At 53.3% G+C, this 19,301-nt stretch carries 18 protein-coding genes; 8 read left to right on the forward strand and 10 right to left on the reverse strand.

Going from position 1 to position 19,301, the window contains the following annotated elements; all coding sequences use genetic code 11:
* Positions 1-78: 78 nt before the first annotated feature.
* From Q9L42_RS07055 to Q9L42_RS07075, 5 genes are all read left to right on the forward strand, one after another.
* Positions 79-483, forward strand: a complete 405-nt coding sequence (locus Q9L42_RS07055) for an ectoine synthase (protein ID WP_305909138.1) — start codon at positions 79-81, stop codon at positions 481-483.
* A gap of 310 nt (positions 484-793) precedes the next feature.
* Complete coding sequence (gene thpD, locus Q9L42_RS07060; protein ID WP_305909137.1) at positions 794-1,741, forward strand: ectoine hydroxylase; 948 nt, start codon at positions 794-796, stop codon at positions 1,739-1,741.
* Positions 1,734-2,069 (forward strand): TraR/DksA family transcriptional regulator, encoded by a 336-nt coding sequence (locus tag Q9L42_RS07065; protein WP_305909136.1) that lies wholly within the window; start codon positions 1,734-1,736, stop codon positions 2,067-2,069. Before thpD ends, Q9L42_RS07065 begins: the two co-directional genes overlap by 8 nt.
* Before the next feature lie 5 nt (positions 2,070-2,074).
* Complete coding sequence (locus Q9L42_RS07070) at positions 2,075-3,517, forward strand: aspartate kinase (RefSeq protein WP_305909135.1); 1,443 nt, start codon at positions 2,075-2,077, stop codon at positions 3,515-3,517.
* Positions 3,502-4,392 (forward strand): TPR end-of-group domain-containing protein, encoded by an 891-nt coding sequence (locus Q9L42_RS07075; RefSeq protein WP_305909134.1) that lies wholly within the window; start codon positions 3,502-3,504, stop codon positions 4,390-4,392. Before Q9L42_RS07070 ends, Q9L42_RS07075 begins: the two co-directional genes overlap by 16 nt.
* A 119-nt stretch (positions 4,393-4,511) precedes the next feature.
* Here the strand turns inward: Q9L42_RS07075 and recG are convergent, their stop codons facing one another.
* From recG to Q9L42_RS07100, 5 genes are all read right to left on the reverse strand, one after another.
* Complete coding sequence (recG, locus tag Q9L42_RS07080; RefSeq protein ID WP_349432438.1) at positions 4,512-6,575, reverse strand: ATP-dependent DNA helicase RecG; 2,064 nt, start codon at positions 6,573-6,575, stop codon at positions 4,512-4,514.
* Between the two features lie 35 nt (positions 6,576-6,610).
* Positions 6,611-7,009 carry a RidA family protein gene (locus Q9L42_RS07085; RefSeq protein WP_305909132.1) on the reverse strand — a complete coding sequence of 133 codons (399 nt, stop codon included), beginning with the start codon at positions 7,007-7,009 and terminating at the stop codon, positions 6,611-6,613.
* Positions 7,010-7,021: 12 nt separating this feature from the next.
* Positions 7,022-9,199: a RelA/SpoT family protein gene (locus Q9L42_RS07090; protein ID WP_349432440.1), complete on the reverse strand. Its 2,178-nt coding sequence runs from the start codon at positions 9,197-9,199 to the stop codon at positions 7,022-7,024.
* Positions 9,200-9,208: 9 nt separating this feature from the next.
* Positions 9,209-9,448, reverse strand: a complete 240-nt coding sequence (gene rpoZ, locus Q9L42_RS07095) for a DNA-directed RNA polymerase subunit omega (protein WP_305909131.1) — start codon at positions 9,446-9,448, stop codon at positions 9,209-9,211.
* A 248-nt stretch (positions 9,449-9,696) separates the two neighbouring features.
* Entirely contained in the window at positions 9,697-10,869 is a 1,173-nt protein-coding gene (locus tag Q9L42_RS07100; RefSeq protein ID WP_305909130.1) for a phosphoglycerate kinase, read from the reverse strand.
* Positions 10,870-11,246: 377 nt separating this feature from the next.
* Between Q9L42_RS07100 and Q9L42_RS07105 the strand changes: the two genes are divergently transcribed.
* The 3 genes from Q9L42_RS07105 to Q9L42_RS07115 are packed head-to-tail and all read left to right on the forward strand — an operon-like array spanning position 11,247 to position 14,232.
* Positions 11,247-13,091 (forward strand): vWA domain-containing protein, encoded by a 1,845-nt coding sequence (locus Q9L42_RS07105; RefSeq protein ID WP_349432443.1) that lies wholly within the window; start codon positions 11,247-11,249, stop codon positions 13,089-13,091.
* A complete protein-coding gene (locus Q9L42_RS07110) occupies positions 13,088-13,741 on the forward strand; it encodes a hypothetical protein (protein WP_349432445.1) in 654 nt (217 codons plus the stop codon). Before Q9L42_RS07105 ends, Q9L42_RS07110 begins: the two co-directional genes overlap by 4 nt.
* Complete coding sequence (locus Q9L42_RS07115; protein ID WP_305909125.1) at positions 13,738-14,232, forward strand: hypothetical protein; 495 nt, start codon at positions 13,738-13,740, stop codon at positions 14,230-14,232. Before Q9L42_RS07110 ends, Q9L42_RS07115 begins: the two co-directional genes overlap by 4 nt.
* A gap of 360 nt (positions 14,233-14,592) precedes the next feature.
* Here the strand turns inward: Q9L42_RS07115 and Q9L42_RS07120 are convergent, their stop codons facing one another.
* From Q9L42_RS07120 to Q9L42_RS07140, 5 genes are read right to left on the reverse strand one after another with little or no spacing between them, the layout of a single operon-like run.
* A complete protein-coding gene (locus Q9L42_RS07120) occupies positions 14,593-15,798 on the reverse strand; it encodes an ABC transporter permease (RefSeq protein ID WP_305909124.1) in 1,206 nt (401 codons plus the stop codon).
* Positions 15,792-16,505 carry an ABC transporter ATP-binding protein gene (locus Q9L42_RS07125; RefSeq protein ID WP_305909123.1) on the reverse strand — a complete coding sequence of 238 codons (714 nt, stop codon included), beginning with the start codon at positions 16,503-16,505 and terminating at the stop codon, positions 15,792-15,794. The genes Q9L42_RS07120 and Q9L42_RS07125 overlap by 7 nt, the downstream gene beginning before the upstream one ends.
* Positions 16,502-17,782: an efflux RND transporter periplasmic adaptor subunit gene (locus Q9L42_RS07130; RefSeq protein ID WP_305909122.1), complete on the reverse strand. Its 1,281-nt coding sequence runs from the start codon at positions 17,780-17,782 to the stop codon at positions 16,502-16,504. The genes Q9L42_RS07125 and Q9L42_RS07130 overlap by 4 nt, the downstream gene beginning before the upstream one ends.
* The gene (locus tag Q9L42_RS07135; protein WP_305909121.1) at positions 17,775-18,068 is read right to left on the reverse strand and encodes a TolC family protein; all 294 of its coding nucleotides are present in this window, start codon (positions 18,066-18,068) and stop codon (positions 17,775-17,777) included. Before Q9L42_RS07135 ends, Q9L42_RS07130 begins: the two co-directional genes overlap by 8 nt.
* Positions 18,044-19,189, reverse strand: a complete 1,146-nt coding sequence (locus Q9L42_RS07140; protein WP_305909120.1) for an efflux transporter outer membrane subunit — start codon at positions 19,187-19,189, stop codon at positions 18,044-18,046. Before Q9L42_RS07140 ends, Q9L42_RS07135 begins: the two co-directional genes overlap by 25 nt.
* Positions 19,190-19,301: the final 112 nt, after the last annotated feature.

Consider the following 19,301-nt stretch of genomic DNA (forward strand, 5'->3'; position numbering starts at 1 on the left):
AGACGACCGTTTTACGAGTTGACGGTTGTTTTTGCATTTAAGCGCGGATTCAATCCGCTAATAAGAGAATAAATAAGCATGATAGTTAGAAACTTACAAGATGAAGAAAAAACGGGACGCCGAATCGTCTCGCCAGATGGTAACTGGGAAAGCACTCGGATGCTGTTAAAGGATGACAATATGGGGTTTTCGTTCCATATCACGACCATCTACGCAGGAGCTGATTTTCAGATGCATTATAAAAATCATCTGGAATCGGTTTACTGTATGGCCGGGGAGGGCGAAGTGGAAACCTTGGAAGACGGCAAGAAATATCCGATAACGCCGGGCACGCTTTATGTTTTGGATAAGCATGATAAACATATTTTACGAGCGTTCAAGGAAATGAAAATGGCATGCGTATTCAATCCTCCGGTTACCGGTAAGGAGGTGCACAATGCTGAGGGCGCTTACGAATTAGAAGCGGATCCCATCGAAGAGTAACGCGTCATTGCAAGCAAATCCTAAAAATAAGGCGGAACAAGGAGGTGTCCGCTCAAGCCTGCATGGACGTATTCACCCAGCACCTAAATTCCATAGGCTAATGGCTGCGATAAATCATCTTCGTTTATTTAAATGCTGGGTTCATGGCGTCTTCTGGAAGAGCTATCTGATAACAGGCTGGTTTCTTAACCCGAATTCAGGTTAGCAATAGATAAAAGGAGACTTTCGCATTCGCCCATAACGAAAACCCCGCAAGGAAGCTGTTTTCGGATCGCAAGCATCAGAAGCATAGAGGAGGACTTAACCAGCTATGATCGTTAAGGAAAAATTTACGCTGAACGAGAGCAGCGATGTCTATCCGTCTCGCGGCGGTAGGAAAGCGCAATTGATTGAACGACAGGATCCAGTTCTTTACGCTAAAAATGTCGATAACAGTCCTATTGATGACGCCTTGGTCAGTCAATACGAAGAGCAGGGTTTTTTGGTGCTGGAGAATGTCTTCAATGACAGTGAGGTCGGCTATTTTCGTCAGGAGCTCGAACGCCTGAGAAAGATCGATGAACTAAGGTGGGCCGAAGGCACTATTACCGAGGCTGGAAGCGGAGATATTCGCTCCGTCTTTAAAATACACGAAATCAGTTCGGTATTTAACAAGCTTGCTTCCGATGTGCGTTTAGCGGGATTGGCGCAATATCTGTTGGCCGACAATGTCTATATTCACCAGTCCAGGGTTAATTACAAGCCGGGGTTTAGAGGCAAGGAGTTCTATTGGCATTCCGATTTTGAAACTTGGCATGTGGAGGATGGCATGCCCCGGATGCGGGCCTTAAGCATGTCGATCACTTTGACAGCAAACCATAGCTATAATGGCCCGCTGATGTTGATTCCGGGCTCTCATCGATACTATGCCGTATGCGAGGGCGAGACGCCTGCCGAGCATTACAGGTTTTCGTTAAAGAAGCAGGAATGTGGAGTTCCGGACGATGGATGTTTGCAGCAGTTGGTTGACCTGGGTGGGATAGTCACGGCGACCGGAAAGCCGGGGAGTGTGATCGTATTTGATTGCAATGTCATGCACGGCTCTAACAGTAATATTACGCCATTGCCTCGTTCCAATGCTTTTTTTGTTTACAACGCGATCAGTAATCGGGTTGTCGAACCTTATGGCGGCAATCCTCCTCGTCCTGAATATCTCGGCGCCAGAACACATTGCAAGCCGATAACGCCTCAAACTCATCATTACACGACTTATGAATGATCAGCAGCGCTTAAAACTCAAGCGCTTAATTCGCGCACGAATCGCTTTGTTGGAAGAAGTGCTCGGCGACATTGGAACGATAACCTCCAGGAAACATCCGGAGGAAGTTGAGTCCGCCCATCTCGATATCAGCGATTCCAGCGTTGAATCGGAAATAGTTGGCAATACTGAACGCGAATTGACTCGTTTAAAATTGAATCTGCAATGGCTCGATAGCGAAGAGGGCGGTGCGTGCGAACGTTGCGGTGGCGAAATTTCTTATGCCAGACTTGAAACAGCGCCCGATACCTGGTTATGTGCGGCCTGTACAGAACCTAAAGGAGAGTAATTAAAATGAATTTTCATAGCGTCGAGAAAATCGGCGGCACTTCCATGAGCGATTATACTTCGGTTCGGGATAACATCATCCTGAAGCCGATGCGAGAAGACACGCTCTATCAGCGAATCTTTGTTGTTTCGGCTTATGGAGGCATCACCGATCAGTTGTTGGAGCATAAGAAAAACACTCAGCCCGGTGTTTTTGCCTTGTTCGCCAATGGTCTGAATGACGAGAGTTGGCAGGAAGCATTGTTGGCATTGAAACAAGAGATGTTTGCGATCAATGCATCGCTATTTGCCGAAGATGAGTTGCTGGAGCAGGCGAACATTTTTATCGGACAACGTCTGGATAATGCCCATAAATGTCTGAAAGATTTACAGAGTCTCTGCCGACACGGTCATTTCGCTTTGGAAGCGCACCTGGCGACGGTCAGGGAAATGCTGGCTAGTATTGGCGAAGTGCATAGCGCTTGGAATACGGCGACATTGTTACAACGCGACGGCGTCAATGCATGCTTGATCGATTTAACAGGCTGGCAGTCCAGCAAACATATTTCACTGGATGAGAGGATTCAAACGGCGTTTAAAGATCTGGACCTGAAAACGCAACTGCCGATCGTGACCGGCTATGCCCATAGTGAAAAGGGCTTGATGTCGACCTTCGATCGCGGTTATAGCGAAATGACCTTTAGCCGAATCGCGGTGTTGACGGAAGCGCAGGAAACGATTATCCATAAAGAATTTCATTTGAGTAGCGCCGATCCCCGGCTGGTAGGCGAAGCCAACGCCGTGCCTATCGGGAGAACCAATTATGATGTCGCCGATCAATTGGCTAACCTGGGCATGGAGGCGATACATCCGAAGGCCGCGAAAGGATTGCGGCAGAATAATATTCCGTTACGGGTCAAAAACACCTTCGAACCCGAACATGCGGGTACGCTGATTACCGGTGATTACGTCAGCGATAAGCCTTGCGTGGAAATTATCGCCGGTTGCAAAGGCGTTTATGCGATAGAACTGTTTGATCAAGACATGGCGGGAAATATCGAGCAGTATGACGCCTCCATCTTGTCGGAGATTCAGCGCTTCAAGGCCCATATCATTTCCAAGGACATTAACGCCAACACCATCACCCATTATATCGCGACTAATCTGAAAACGATTAGACGGATCCGCATTGCATTGGAAGAGCGTTTTGCCGAAGCCGAGATTAATCAACAGAAAGTCTCGATCGTTTCTGCAATCGGCAGCGACATGCAAATATCCGGCATCTTGGCCAAGACCGTAGGCGCATTGGCCGATAGCAATATCAGCGTCTTGGCATTGCACCAATCGATGCGTCAGGTCGATATGCAATTCGTCATTAATGAGGATGATTTCGACCAGGCCATCAAGAGTTTGCATAGCTGTTTGGTTGAAGTCCATGATCATGGACAGGCGATATGCCTCGCCTCATAACGACAGTCGTTCCGCTGTTGTTGATGAGCGGATTAGCCTTTGCCGAGGTGAAGACGGCGCCGGAGCGGGCGGACGAAAAAGTGGCGGCTCTCGATAAGCCCCTTTACAGTCCGTTTGTCGAACGCTATGTGTTGGATGAATTAAAACAGCTGCGTATCGACATGGCCGCGCAAAAGTCTGAGCTGATACAGCAAATCGTCGATAGGGAATTGACCTCGGTAGACAGGGCGGTGACTTATGCAACCGATACCGTCAGTTATTTCTTCTATTTGATCGCAGGGGCAACCTCGGTATTGCTGTTAGTGGGCTGGTCATCGATTCGAGAAATCAAAGAGCGAGCCCACTCCTTGGTCGATGAAGAAATATCCAAGCTCGTCAATGAATACGAACAGCGCCTGCAGCTCATTGAGCAGCAACTGAGCCAAAAAACGCAGCATATCGAAGAAAACCGCGAAGAAATTGAATTGACCCGGGAGGCTCAGTCGCTGTGGCTGAGAGCGGCCCAGGAACATAATCCCGCCAATAAAATTGCCATCTATGATCAGATCTTGACATTGCGCGCCGATGATTGTGAAGCTTTGACCTATAAAGCCGATGCGGTGCTGGAGCTGGGTGAACCGCAATGGGCGGTCAATTTGTGTCACCAGGCTTTAATGATCGACCCGAATAACATTCATGCCTTTTATCAACTTGCCTGCGCCAATACGGCAATGGCGAATTATGATGAGGCGGTGCGCAATTTATCCGAGGTGGTTTCCCGCACCGACAGTTACCGCGAAGAAATTATCCATGATTCGGCATTGCGGCCCTTGCATGATTTTGCGCCGTTTCAGAAGTTGTTTAATCTTGAGTCCGAGCAGGTAGAACGCGCCTAGCAGCGAGTCTGAAAACACTTGCGGGTTTTCTTTTTATAGTCCTGTTTAGGTTCGTCGGCATCAGCTCTGTCTTGCAAAGCAAGGGGGGCGAACAAAAGACTATTATCTGGCCTATGCCTTTAAACCTCGGCATATTGACCGGACTCCCCTATCCAGCGCTCGATCAGCGCCGATACAGCCTCAGGATGTTGTTTATAAATGATCTCGGCCGCGGCAGGGATCTGCTCCAGCAATTCGCTGTCGCGATTCAGGTCGGCGATCTTGAACTGCATCTGCCCGGTTTGCCGGGTGCCCATGACTTCGCCGGGACCGCGCAACTGCAGGTCTTTTTCGGCAATGACGAAACCGTCGTTGCTTTCCCGTAAGATGCCCAGGCGTTGTTTGCCGGCCGCCGACAGCGGCGACTGATACAACAATAGGCAATAGCTCTCCACATCGCCGCGTCCGACCCGGCCGCGTAGCTGATGTAATTGCGACAAGCCCAGCCGTTCCGGGTTTTCGATGATCATCAGCCCGGCATTGGGCACGTCGACGCCGACTTCGATGACCGTCGTCGCCACCAGCAAATCATAGCGATGATTTTTGAAGGCTTGCATGACGGCGTCTTTGTCGGCCGACTTCATCCGACCGTGGACCAACGCGATGCGGATTTCCGGCAAGGCATCGCTCAGATACTCGGCGGTTTTCTCGGCCGCTTCGCATTGCAGGACCTCTGATTCCTCGATCAGCGTGCAGACCCAGTAAGCCTGGCGTTTTTGGCCCACCCAATGATGTATTCTGTCGATGACCTCATCGCGGCGTTCGGACGGGATCACGCTGGTCGTGACCGGCTTACGCCCCGGCGGCAGCTCGTCGATAATCGAGATATCCAGGTCGGAATATTGCAGCATCGCCAAAGTGCGCGGAATCGGCGTCGCCGTCATGACCAGTTGATGAGGCCGCAGCCCGATCGCCTGGCTTTTCTCCCGCAACGCCAGACGTTGATGTACGCCGAAGCGATGTTGTTCGTCGATGATGATCAGACCTAGGTTGGCAAAATGGACGCTGTCCTGAAATAGCGCATGGGTGCCGATCGCGATTCTGGCGCCACCGTCGGCAAGCGACTGCAGGGTCTGTTGGCGGGCCTTGCCTTTTAACTGGCCGGTGAGGAAAACCGGTTCGCAGTCGAAACCGGCGAACCAAGCGCTAAAATTGCGCAGATGTTGTTCGGCCAGCAGTTCGGTCGGCGCCATGACGGCGACCTGGAAACCGCTGGAAAGGGCCGATAGCGCAGCGCAGGCGGCGACGACAGTTTTGCCCGAACCGACATCTCCTTGCACCAGTCTCAGCATAGGGTGGTGTTGCGCGCAGTCCGTTTCAATTTCCCCGATCACTCGTTGCTGGGCGCCGGTCAATTGAAACGGCAGGCCGGCAAGAAATCGTGCTTTGACGGCAGGGTCGACCTCGAAAACCGGGGCTTGCCAGCGTTTATGACTCATTTTACCTTGCAGCATGCGCAGATGATGGGCGAGAAATTCTTCGAAAACCAGACGCTTTAACGCGCTGCTTTGCTGGATGTCGTGGGAAGATTGATGCGCTGGCGGACTGTGTAGCGTTTGCAGCGCTTGCTGCAAGGTCGGAAAATGATGACTATGCAGGATGGCCGCCGGCAACCAATCGGTCAACTGATGCAGACACAGCGCTAGCGCCTGTTTGACCGCTTTGCGCACGGTGTTTTGTCTTAACCCTTCGGTCAGCGGATAGATAGGGGTTAGGCTGTCTTCGGTGAGATTGTCCCGAGTATGGACGACTTTATACTCCGGATGAATGATTTCCAGTCCGGCGTAACCGTGGCGTATTTCTCCGAAACAGCATAACAGCGCGCCCGGCTTCAATTGGGTCTGCTGATTGGCGGAAAAGTGAAAAAAACGCAGTGTGATAAAGCCGGTTTGATCGCTGATTCGGCAGATCAAGCTGCGCCGGCCTCTTAACAATACGTCGGTCAATTCCACGGCGCCGACGATTAGCGCCGTCATGCCGGGCGCCAGCGCGCCTATCGGCTGGATTCGGGTGCGGTCTTCGTAGCGGTGGGGGAGATGGAACAATAGGTCCTGAATGCAATGGATACCCAGTTTTTGCAAGCGGGCTACGGACTGGGGACCGATGCCGGCTAAGCGGCTGAGCGATTGCTGTGGGGTATCCATTGCTTTGATCGGCGACCGTCAGCCGAACGTCTGCCTTAAATGCTATAGCTGTCTCTTAACTCCATGACCGCATCCATTTCCACGCCGACGCCTTTAGGCAGGGCGGCGACGCCGATCGCGGCGCGGGCAGGATATGGCTGGCCGAAATATTCGCCCATGATTTCGTTGACGACCGGGAAATTCGCCAAATCGGTCAAGAAGACATTCAGTTTGACGATATCGTAAAAATCTCCGCCGGCTGCCTCGGCAACGGCTTTCAGATTATCGAAGACGCGGCGGATCTGAACCGAGATGTCGCCATCGACAACTTCCATCGTCGCCGGATCCAGTGGGATCTGGCCGGACAGATAGACGGTGCTGTTGACCTTGACCGCCTGGGAATAGGTGCCAATCGCTTCCGGCGCTTTGTCGGTATGGATGATTTCTTTAGTCATTTTTTCAGTTCCTTAGGCTTTGACTCGGGTTAATTTTAAAACGATATTCAGTTTCTTCAGTTTGCGGATGATGTTGGCGAGATGCACGCGATCCTTAACGGTCAGCGTGATCAAGTCCACCGAGACACGCTCATCTTGGTCGACAACTTTGACGTTTTCGATGTTCGATTCCATGCTGGAAATGATCGAGGCGATGGTGGCCAACGTGCCGCGCTGGTTCAGCATTTCGATCCTGATTTCGGCCGGGAAATCACCTGTCGCTTCTTCGCTCCATTCCACATCCAGCCAACTGGTTTGTTTTTTTCTGACGTCGTTGCTGTTACGGCATTCATGATGATGAACGACGATGCCCTTGCCGGGGTTGAAGAAGCCGATGATTGGGTCTCCCGGTATCGGTCGGCAGCATTTGGCCAGGGTCACAACCATGCCTTCGGTGCCCTTGATAATCAGCGGCGTTTCGTTGCGGCTTTCATGGTCGTCCAGTTTGACCGCAGCCTGCACGTCCTCCTGGCCGATGCGTTTGGCCACCAGCAATGGCATTTTATTGCCGAGGCCGATATCCTCCAGCAACTCATCGAGTGACTGCATTTTCAGCACACTCAGTACTTGCTGGATACGATGTTCATCGATCGCGTCCAGCTGAAGATCCAGGCTTTGCAGTTCTTTTTCCAGCAGGCGGCGGCCTAGATTGATCGCTTCCTGTTGCTTGAAATGTTTCAGGTAGGTACGGATGCTGCTGCGGGCCTTGGCGGTGGCGACGTAATTGAGCCATAACGGATTCGGGCGCGCCCAGGAGGCGGTGATGACTTCAACAGTCATGCCGTTTTCCAGCTGGGTTTGCAGCGGCACCAGTTTTTTATCGATGCGGGCGGAGACACAGGAATTGCCGATGTCGGTATGGACGGCAAAGGCAAAATCGACGACGGTGGCGCCGCGCGGCAACTTGATGATGCCGCCCTGGGGCGTGAATACAAAGACCTCTTGAGGAAACAAGTCGACCTTCAGGTTATCGATGAATTCCATCGAATCGCCGGCCGATTTCTGAATTTCCAGCAAATCGCGCAGCCATTCGTTGGCGCGGGCCTGGGCGGTTTCGTTGCTTTCGTTCTCGGATTTGTACAGCCAATGAGCGGCGATGCCGGATTCGGACATGCGATGCATCACATGGGTTCTGATCTGAATCTCGATCGGTACGCCGTAAGGACCGATTAACACGGTATGCAGCGACTGATAACCATTAGCTTTCGGCAAGGCGATGTAATCCTTAAAGCGCCCAGGTATCGGTTTGTATAAATTATGCACGCAGCCGAGGGCGCGATAGCAATCGTCGACTTCATTGCAGTAAATGCGAAAAGCGTAGACATCGAAGACATCGGAAAAGGGGATCTTTTTATGCAGCATTTTCTGATAAATGCTGGCGACGTTCTTTTCACGGCCTGCGACGGTGCAAGCCATGTCGGCCTGAATCAGGCGGTTCTGAATCGAGCCTTGAATGGTGTCGATGATTTCCTTGCGGTTGCCGCGCGCTTTCTTGACCGCCTGGTTGATAATCTCATGGCGACGGGGGTATAAAGCTTTGAACCCCAGCGATTCCAGTTGGTGGCGTATCTTGTTCATGCCCAGTCGATTGGCGATCGGCGCATAGATTTCCAGGGTTTCCTTGGCGATGCGGCGTTTCGCCGCCGGCGGCATAGCGCCCAGGGTTTGCATATTATGCAGACGGTCGGCCAGCTTGACCATGATCACGCGCAGGTCTTTGGCCATGGCCAAAAACATCTTGCGGACATTTTCCGCTTGCGCTTCGGCGCGGGACTTGTTATCCAGTTTGGTCAGTTTGGTGACGCCGTCGACCAGTTCGGCGACCTCGGGGCTGAATTTGGCGCCTAACTGTTTTTTGCTGACCGGTGTGTCTTCGATGACATCATGTAGGATGGCGGCCATGATGCCGCGGGTATCCATACGCATTTCCGCCAGCGTGATCGCCACCGTTACCGGATGACAAATATAGGCTTCACCGCTTTTACGGAATTGTCCGGCATGCGCTTCGGCGCCAAAATGATAGGCCCGGACAATGTCGTCAATATGTTCTCGATCCAGGTAGTCGCTCAGAACCTTACATAAACGCCTGAGTAGTTTGTCTTCAGGAGTTTCCGGTTTCTGCTGTTTCGGTTCAACGACGATGCCTGGCATATTGTGGAATTAAAGTTCTAAGCTGGTATCGGAAACATCGCCCGTTTTGTAAAGGATGTCAATGTTTTGTTCGCTGACATGGCCGGCGGCGATTTCACGTAGCGCCAATACCGTGCTTTTGTCTTTTTCGCGAAGCATAAACTCATCGGCCCCTTTTTCAAGTTGACGCGCTCTTTTGCTGGCTAACAAGACCAGTTTAAAACGGTTTTCGATATTTTCTAAGCAATCTTCAACGGTGACTCTAGCCATTTTAAAACCTATGATAAGGCGCCTGATGCGGCGACATGAATAAAAAGGAACTGATTATTATATAAAGAAAAACGCCCATAAACAAACCGCATGCAGCGCTGCCGTATTTTTGCGCAGGAAGGGCGTCGAACGCGATGAATTCCTTGTTGGGGCTAGACAGTCTCGCTGCTTATCAGCCGATAAGCAGCGAGCTTAAATTTATTCATGCCCTGTCTGACGTTTACGACAAGGCATGAACCCAGCGGGGTTTAACCGCGCTCTTCCAAAATGGCGACGGCGGGCAGTTGTTTGCCTTCCAAAAATTCCAGGAAGGCGCCTCCGCCGGTCGACGTGTAAGACACGCGGTTACCGATGCCGTATTTGTCGATGGCCGCCAGCGTATCGCCACCGCCTGCAATCGAAAATGCGGCGCTATTGGCAATCGCCTTCGACATCGATTCGGTTCCTTCGCCGAATTGGTCGATTTCAAATACGCCTACCGGACCGTTCCAGACGATGGTGCCAGCTGACTTGAGGATTTTTGCATACTGTTTGGCGGTTTCCGGACCGATATCCAGGATTAAGTCATCGGATTCGACATCGGCGACATTTTTGATTGTCGCCGCGGCGTCTTCGGAAAATTCCTTCGCGCAGACAACATCAACCGGCACCGGGATATCGGAACCATTGGCTTTGGCTTGCGCCATCAGTTTTTTGGCTTCCTCGATCAGATCCTCCTCGTACAGCGAGTTGCCGACGCCATAGCCTGCGGCGGCGATAAAGGTGTTGGCGATGCCGCCGCCGACGATTAATTGATCCACTTTAGTGGACAGTGATTCCAGCACGGTCAGTTTAGTGGAGACCTTGGAGCCGCCGACAATCGCGACCAGCGGTTTGGCCGGATGTTCCAGCGCTTGTCCTAACGCATCCAGTTCCGCGCTTAATAATGGGCCGGCGCAAGCCACGGCGGCATGTTTTGCGACGCTGTGCGTGGAAGCCTGGGCGCGGTGGGCGGTGCCGAACGCATCCATGACAAAAATATCGCACAGGGCGGCCATTTTTTTGCCCAGTTCGTCGTCGTTTTTCTTTTCGCCGACGTTGAAACGGACGTTTTCGCATAACACGACTTCGCCGGAGGCAATTTCGATGCCGTCCAGCCAGTCTCTTTCCAGACGCACCGGCTTGCCGAGCAGTTCGGATAATCTTTCCGCAACCGGTTTCAGGCTGGCTTCTTCGGAGTATTGGCCTTCTTCGGGACGGCCCAGATGGGACATCAGCATGACGGCCGCACCGCCCGCCAGTGCTTTTTCGATGGTTGGCACGCTGGCTTGAATACGCAGGTCGCTGGTGACTTTGCCGTCTTTGACGGGCACATTCAAATCCTGACGGATTAACACGCGTTTACCGGACAAATCCAGATCAACCATTCTTTTTATAGACATATATCTTCCTCAAAACAGAGATTGTGGGTTAAATTTCGGCCCTATTATAAAGCCTTGTCATTGTCTAGTCTTGTTTAGCTTTCCAGCCATGACATCGGGATTCACTGGAGTCGGGGAATTTTCGTATTCGGCAGCAATTCCCACTTTGGCGTTCAAAAAGGGCATGGGGTGTGTTTGGCGAGGATGTCGGCAGCAAGGATGCTGCCGTCAAGCCCCCAGGGATGGGTTTACGGCGCTCCTCGACAGACACACCCCATGCCCTAAACCCCGCAAAAATACTCAAACTGGGAATTGCTGCGTATTCGGAGTATCCATCGAATAACTCGTTAATTAGGCTATAGTTGTAAGTCATGACATCAACTTAAGGTAGAAAGGTTTTGATCAAGGCTAAGGCGAGAGCGATTTTCTTGGGCTGTCTGCTGTTATGCGGCGCGACGAACGCGACGGCCCAAAACGGCCAAGCCGGTGGCTATGAAGTTGATGTGCTGATCGATGTATCCGGCAGCATGAAACGGAACGATCCCGGCAATAAACGCATTTCTGCCGTCAAACTGCTGATCAATTTATTGCCCGATGGCACGCGGGCCGCTATCTGGCTATTTGCGCAAAACACCCATCTGCTGCTCAAAACCGCCGCGGTGGATAAACAATGGAAGCAGCGAGCCCTGGTCTTGGCCGATAAAATTCATTCCCGAGGCTTGCTAACCGATATTGAAGGCGCCATTCAGACCGTGCTAAGGGAGGATATTGCGCCGGGATCGAGTAATAACCTGATTTTATTGACCGATGGCAGGGTCGATATCTCCGACGACATCATGCAAAGCGCGGAATCGCGACAGCGGGTAATCAGCGATTTGATTCCGGTTCTGCAGCGGCAACGCATCAAGGTGCATACCATCGCGCTATCCGATCAGGCTGATCGGGAATTGCTGGATAAGCTGTCATTCGGCACCGGCGGCTGGGCCGAAGCGCTCGAATCGGCCGAACAATTGCAGAAAACCTTGCTGACGATGTTTAACAAGGCCCTGCCGCAGGACACCGTGCCGATCAAGGATAATCGTTTTCTCATCGATGATGCGGTCAAGGAGTTTTCGCTATTGGTGTTCAAGAAGGCAGGGGCTGCGCCGACCCGACTCATCGGTCCAAATGGTGAAAAACTGAGTCGCCAAACCCGGAGAAAAAAACTGTCCTGGGTTCATGATCAACATTATGACTTGATCACCGTTCAGCAGCCTAGGGTCGGTCTATGGCGAATCGAAGCGGAGGTTGATCCCGATAATCAGGTGATGGTGATGACAGATTTAAAGCTCCAGGCCAGCGATTTGGCCGCTCATATCGTCGAAGGCGAAGAGCTTGAGTTGACGGCGTATTTGACCGAACAGGGTGAAGTGATCCGGCGTGATGATTTTTTACAATTGATAAACATCGTGCTGTTGCATGTCGATGAAATGAACGGCAAAAGCGAGGTTGCGTTACAGAGGGGACAAGACGGATTATTCAAACACAGTTTCGGTGCCGCGTTGGGCAAAGGCCGGCATACACTGAAGATTGTCGCCGATGGTAAGAGTTTTCGGCGCAAACTGCTAAAAACGATAGACATCGTGGAATCGGTGCTGACTGTCCATCGTTTTGTCGATGCCGACCGGCGCGCCGTGGTGTTGGAATTGCAGCCTAATGACAAGATTATTGATCCGGCGATGCTGGCCGCTCAAGCCATCGTCAATGTCGCCGATAAACCGGCTGAAACGATTGCGATGCAAAAGCAGCAAGGACGCTTGCGTTTGAGCCTCGATTGGCCGGCAAAAGGCGAAAAAATCATCGTCAACTTTGCCGTGATGGCAAAAAAACTGGACGGCACGCCGATGACGCCTAGCCTTAAGCCGGTCATCATCGATGAACCGGCATTACAATCACGGCATCCACCAGATGCTGCATTGGCGGCCGTAGCCCCCCCTGAAAGAAACGAGGAAGCTGACGCGTTAAGTTCGCATCGACGAGATTATGTGAACGGAGGCGCGGATAAAATAGTCGGTTCCGGGCACACTATCGAGGAAAGCCACGCCGACGCCTCGGAAACGACGCGGCAAGGGGAGTGGACGCTGCTAATTGGGCTCGTTGCCGGGGGGAACTTGTTGCTGCTAGGCGGCGCTTTTTTGGGCTACCGGTTGATAAGAAAAAGAACAACAAACAAACATGCGCAATTACTGGGTAGACTGAAATGATAGAACTCGATTCGGCCATGATTATTTTGATGACGGAAGTGTTGGTAGGCTTGTTGGCGCTGGCTGTCGTATTGCTGATTATGTACGGTAAAAGAAGAAGTCGGGAGCATGCGGCGGCCAATGAACTGATTAATCGCTTGGAGCAGGCGGAAATCAGTCGCGGCAAGAAGCTGGGGCAGCTGATCAGGGAAAATTGTGTCATCGACAATGACAAGCTAAAGGATATTTTGAAAGAGATTGGTCGTTGCGAACAGGCTTTGTACCAGCAGATTTTGCAAATATTTTTGAAACGCGATGTCGCGATGTTGAAAGAAATAGATCGCTATATCAACAAACTGGCCATTCCCTATTGTCAAGTCATACAGGATGCGAATAGCGCATCAACGCCCGGCGACAACGAGGAATTGGAAGAGGCTAAGGCGCAAATTAGTCGCTTGAAAAAAGAAGGTGTGCTGCTGTCGGAACAGTTGCAGATGGCCATGAAAACGATGGACGAGATCTCAGCCGAATATACCCGGGTGTTCAGCGGCAAACAGAGTGAACTAGAGCTGGAAAACAGCAGTAAAAAAATGCTGCGGATTTTTCAGGAAGCCGAGAACACGATACGTTCGTCAGTCAAAGAAATCGAGGATGCGGAGGATCAGGCATGAATGAAGCATTGTTGATTGTGTTGGCCGAGATTATCTTCATTCTATTGATGTTATTGCTGACGCTCTTGTTTGTCGATTGGAGGCGTAAAAGAAATCATCATCGGGCCTTACAACAGTTGCTGAATGACGTTGTCGAAAAGGAGGACCAGAGAAAGGCGTGCTTGATCGACTATTTGACCGACCGCCGAAAATTGCCTCATCAAATCGCGGATGATTTAAGCGCGGACTTCGTCGAGGCGGAAAAGCAGTTTATCTCCCAGTTTCTTGAGCAACAAATGAAGCAGGCGGGCGTGAGCGATTTTTATGAGAATTTGTGCCTATTGCTGGATAAATATTTAATCCTGATGCCTGCCGAAAAAAGCCCGGAGGAGCGGTTGCGGCCAAATGACGCCAAGCATGAGCAGAAGACTCATGGGCTTAATTCGGTAGAGTCCGATTGGGATATGGCGTTTGCCGAATCCGGAGCAGGCGTCAATGAATCGGTAAGATAGGATTAGCTTGAGGCTATGCGGAAAGTTCTGCGTAACTATTCAGCTTGGTGTTGAGAAAATATTTTTGTAATTATTCAGCGTATTTTTATCAGAGGGAGTAGGCTATTGATTTATCGGGCTGTCTGCAACAGGACGTTGCAGTCAGAGCTTACATGGAAGTATTCACCCAGCACCTAAATTAACGAAGATTATTAATCATAGCCAATAACCTAGGGTATTTAGGTGCTGGGTGAACGCGTCCCGAGAAATCAATGGTCTACTCCCTAAACCCTGAAAGATACTGAATAGTTACATATTTTTAAAGTAAACAGTTACAGCTCTGCATCATCATCGATGATTAAAATGTTGGGGGCAAATTGCTCACTCATGCCGCAACGCCTCGATCGGGTCCATGCGCGCCGCCTTGCGAGCCGGTACGTAGCCAAAGATGACGCCGACCCCGGCCGAAAATACGAATGCCTCGACGATCACCGGTAGATCGAGCACCCAGGGCACCTGCAGCACGGTCGCTAGGATGCTTGAAGTCACCAGCGCCAGCACGATGCCGATCAGGCCGCCAGTCGACGACAACACCACGGCTTCGACCAGAAACTGTAACAATATTTCCTTCTCCAGCGCACCGATCGCCAGGCGGATGCCGATTTCGCGGGTGCGTTCGGTGACCGAAACCAGCATGATATTCATGATGCCGATGCCGCCGACTAACAGGCTCACCGCCGCGACCGCGCCGAGTAACCCGGTCAGCGTTTGCGTGGTGCCGGACAACATGTTGGCGATCTCTTTCATATCCATCACATTGAAATCGTCTTCTTCATCGCTGGAAAGATGTCGCCGATCGCGCAAAACTCGTCGCAAATCCTGTTCGACCTCCTCGGTCGACACGCCGTCGCGGGCCGAGACCTGGATCAGACTGACGTCGTTGTTGCCGGCTATGCGGCGCTGAAAGGTGCGCAACGGGACGATGACGATGTCATCCTGATCTCTGCCCATGCTCGATTGGCCCTTGGCCTGCAACAAACCGATGATTTCGCAGGACAGTTTTTGCAGTCGTATGTGCATGCCGAGCGGGTTTTGCGCACCAAACAGCTGGCGGCGAACGGTGTCGCCGATGATGCAGACGGCGGCGCCGGAACGGGCTTCGCTGGCGGTAAAAATACGCCCTCCGGCGATTTGGCGGTTGGTGACGGGGAAATAATCCACGGTGCCGCCGGTAACGGTCGTGCCCCAGTTCTCGTTGGCGTAAATGGCGGTGGATGAAGCGGTGGCTTGCGGCGCTACCGCGGCCAAATTCGACACCTCGCGCGCCAGGGCTTCGGCGTCGGCCAATTTGAAGGCCGGCGCCGTCGACCTTTGCCCTGGCCCCATGCGTTTACCGACCGTAATCATCAACAGGTTGCTGCCCAGGCTGGCGATGCGCTCAGTCACTTGTTGAGTGGCGCCTCTGCCCAGCGTAACCAGCACGATCACCGCCGCCACGCCAATGATGATGCCGAGCATGGTCAGCATGGAGCGCAACAGGTTGCGGCGCAATTCACGGAAAGCCAGTCGAAACGCCACGCCTAACATGAGCTGCGTTCCGCTTGTTGGTGGTCGCTTTCGATCAGGCCGTCGCGAAAATGTACGATGCGTTTGGCGTAGGCGGCCATGTCCGCCTCGTGAGTGACCATGACGATGGTGATGCCGTGATCGCGGTTGAAGGTCGTCAATAAGGCCATGATTTCCTCGCTTCTTTGGGTGTCGAGATTGCCGGTCGGCTCGTCGGCCAAGAGTAGCAGGGGTTTGGTGACGATGGCGCGGGCGATCGCCACTCGCTGTTGTTGGCCGCCCGACAATTCGTTGGGCATGTGCTGCTCCCAACCATGCAGACCGACGGTAGCCAAGGCCCGAGAGGCGGCGGCGTGGCGCTCTTCGGCGGGCAAGCCGCGGTAAATCAGCGGCAGCTCGACGTTTTCCAGCGCCGAGGTGCGGTTCAGCAGGTTGAAGCCTTGAAAGACGAAACCCAGATAATGACGGCGCAGCAAGGTGCGTTGATCGCGACTAAGGCTGCCGACATCGACGTCTTGAAACAGATAGGTCCCCGAGCTAGGTTGATCCATGCAACCGATAATATTCATGCAGGTGCTTTTGCCGGAGCCGCTAGGACCCATCACCGCGACGAATTCCCCCGGCGCTATGCGCAGGCTGATGCCGCGCAGAGCCCACATCTCGGCGGCGCCGCTACCGTAAACCTTAGCGACCTGTTGCAGTTCCAATAAGGGTTTTTCGCCGTTCATGGTGTGCTCGCCTGTCCGGAAACCAGCTCGGCGCCGACCTCGATATCGCCGGCGACGATTTCAGTGACGATGCCGTTGGTCGCCCCCTTAGTGATCGTGATCGGTGTCAAGTCGCTGTCACGAAGGGTCCATACCTGTTGCATTTTCCCCGTCGACGCTTGCGGAGGACGGCTGGATCTGGAACGGCGGGGATGCGGCAACAACGAACCTAAAAGGCCGCCATTGTCGTTTGCTTCTTTTTGCACCGGCGGGGTGAAGCGCAAGACGCGATTGGCGACCAGCAGCACATCGTTTTTCTGCTCGACCGTGATCAGCGCGGTCGCGGTCATGCCCGGACGCAACGTCAGTTCAGCGTTGTCGACTCTGAGCACGGCTTTATAGGTCACTACGCCGTCGACCGTTTCCGAGCCGTAACGCACCTGGACGATTTCGGCCGGAAAATCGCGGTCGGGATAGGCGTCGACGGTAAAGTGCGCCGGTTGGCCGGGTTTCACCAGGCCGACATCGGCTTCGTCGACATCGACCTGCAATTCCATCTGAGTCAGGTCCTCGGCTAGCGTGAACAGCACCGGGGCTTCGAATTGCGAAGCCACGGTCTGACCCGGCTCTACCGAGCGCGCCAGCACCACGCCGTTGATCGGCGACTTCACCACCGCCTTGGTCAGGTCGGTCAGGTTGACGTCCAGCGTTCCTTGGGCCTGAGTGACCGCGGCTTTGGCCGCGGCCAGGTCGGCGCGTGCGCGATCCAGCGTGGCTCTGGCGGCATCGAGATCGTATTGCGACGGCACCTTGCCGCCGCTCAATTCATGGACATGCCGTTGCTTGGCCAGTTGCGCTTTGGCTTCCCTGACCGTGGCCTGGGCGAGTTGCACCTTGGCGCGAGCCGACGCCAGCGCCGCCTTGGACTGCAAGGCCTGAGCCTCGAGCCGGGTGGTATCGAGTATCGCCAACACCTGGCCGACTTCGACCCGGTCGTTATAATCTGCTTCCACCGATTTGATCGTGCCGGAGACTTCGATACCGACGTCGACTTCCTTCAACGGCGCCAGCGTGCCGGTCGCGCTGACCGTGACCTGCAGATCGCCGCGAGTCACCTTGTCTGTTTGATATTGGACGGTCGGGCCATTGCCGGCGAATAGCAGAAAAACGACGATGACGAGCGCAACGATAACGGCGACGTACCACAACCATTTTTTAACCGGTTGTCGACGACTTTTCGCATCGAGGCCGAGCACCTCGGAGATCGGTTGTTGAGAGGGTTCGTTGTTGTTATTCATGTTCGTCTTGCTCCTGATTGTCTTCGCTGCGCCAACCACCGCCAAGGGCTTTGTATAAGCGGATGATGTCGGCGGCGATTTCGGTCTTGCTGACAGCCACAGCCGTTTGGGCGCTCAACAGCGAACGCTGCGAGTCCAGCACCGGCTGAAAATCGATCAGGCCGGCGGCATATTGGCTATCGGCCAATTGCCGGGCCTCCCGGGCGGCGGCTTCCGCCTTTTGCAGGGCGGCGAGCCGCTTACGCTCCTCGACATAAGCCGTCAGCGCGTTTTCGACGTCGCGCAATGCGGTTGTTGATACAAGCCCAGGGCTTGCTCACGCAATGCCTTTTGTATCGCGACATTGCTGCTGATGCGGCCGAAATCGAGCAGAGTCAGCACGGTTCTAGCGGCGATTTCGCTGGCTCTGGCGCCGGCGCTATAAAGACTGGCGTACTCCAGCGATTTCAAGCCGATGGACCCGGACAAGGTCAGATCGGGATAACGTTCGCCCTCGGCGACGCCGATTTGTGCGGTTTGCGCAGCCAATTGGCGTTCCGCTCGCCGCAGGTCGGGGCGCCGTCGTAGCAGATCGGCCGGGATGCCGACGGCCACGTCGGCCGAGGCGAGCGGAATGTCGCCGCGGGCAGCCAATATCGCTGTCAATGCGACGGGTTCCCGGCCCACCAGCAAGGCCAAGTTATGTTTGGCCTGTCCCAAAGAACTCTTCAGACTGGGCAGCTCGGCCCGGGTGTTTTCCAGCGTCAGCCTGGCCTGTTCGACATCTAATTGCGTCGTCAGACCCGCTTGCTGGCGCCATTGGGTTAATTGATAGGTTTCCGTTTGTGCCGCCAGATTGCTTTCGGTAATGCTCAGTCGAGTTTGATAGGAACGCACATCGACATAATTCAACGCCACCTCGGCATACAAACTGACCAGCACATCATGCAAATCCTCCTGTTGCGCCTCTTCGCTTGCTTCCGCCGCTTCCAGGGTTCGCCGTTTCTTGCCGAACAGGTCGAGTTCCCAACTGGCGTCCAGCGTGTGATTGTAAAGTTCAGTGTTGATGCCGCGCAGCGCGCTTTCGGTTTCGGTGCGGCTGGCGGCCATCGACATCGACGTGGTCGGCAGCAATTCGGCGCCGGCCAGTTTGCGGCGGGCGCGCGCTTCCAGTACTCGAGCTTCAGCCCGATAAACATCGCGATTGTCGATTTCCGCCATGGTTATCAGGGCCGTCAAAATAGGATCGTTGAAGACTCGCCACCAATTTTCAACATCGCCTCTTGTCTGTCGACCTCCATCGGCTGTCAATGGCGTCATCCATTGAGCCGGCAGTTCGAGGTGGGGTTCTTGGTAATCGGGGCCGACCATACAAGCTTGTAATGCCAACAGGGCCAAACAGAATAAGGTCGTCTGAAATCGCTTCATCGCTTGATCACTTGCTGTTGAGTTTCGTCGATGACTCCAGGCAGATTAAACCTGCTGCTCGGATTGGCCGACAGTCTGCAAAAATATTCGTGGATGGGCTCAACGACGATAG

It is taken from the genome of Methylomarinum sp. Ch1-1, from assembly GCF_030717995.2.
Taxonomy (GTDB): domain Bacteria; phylum Pseudomonadota; class Gammaproteobacteria; order Methylococcales; family Methylomonadaceae; genus Methylomarinum; species Methylomarinum roseum.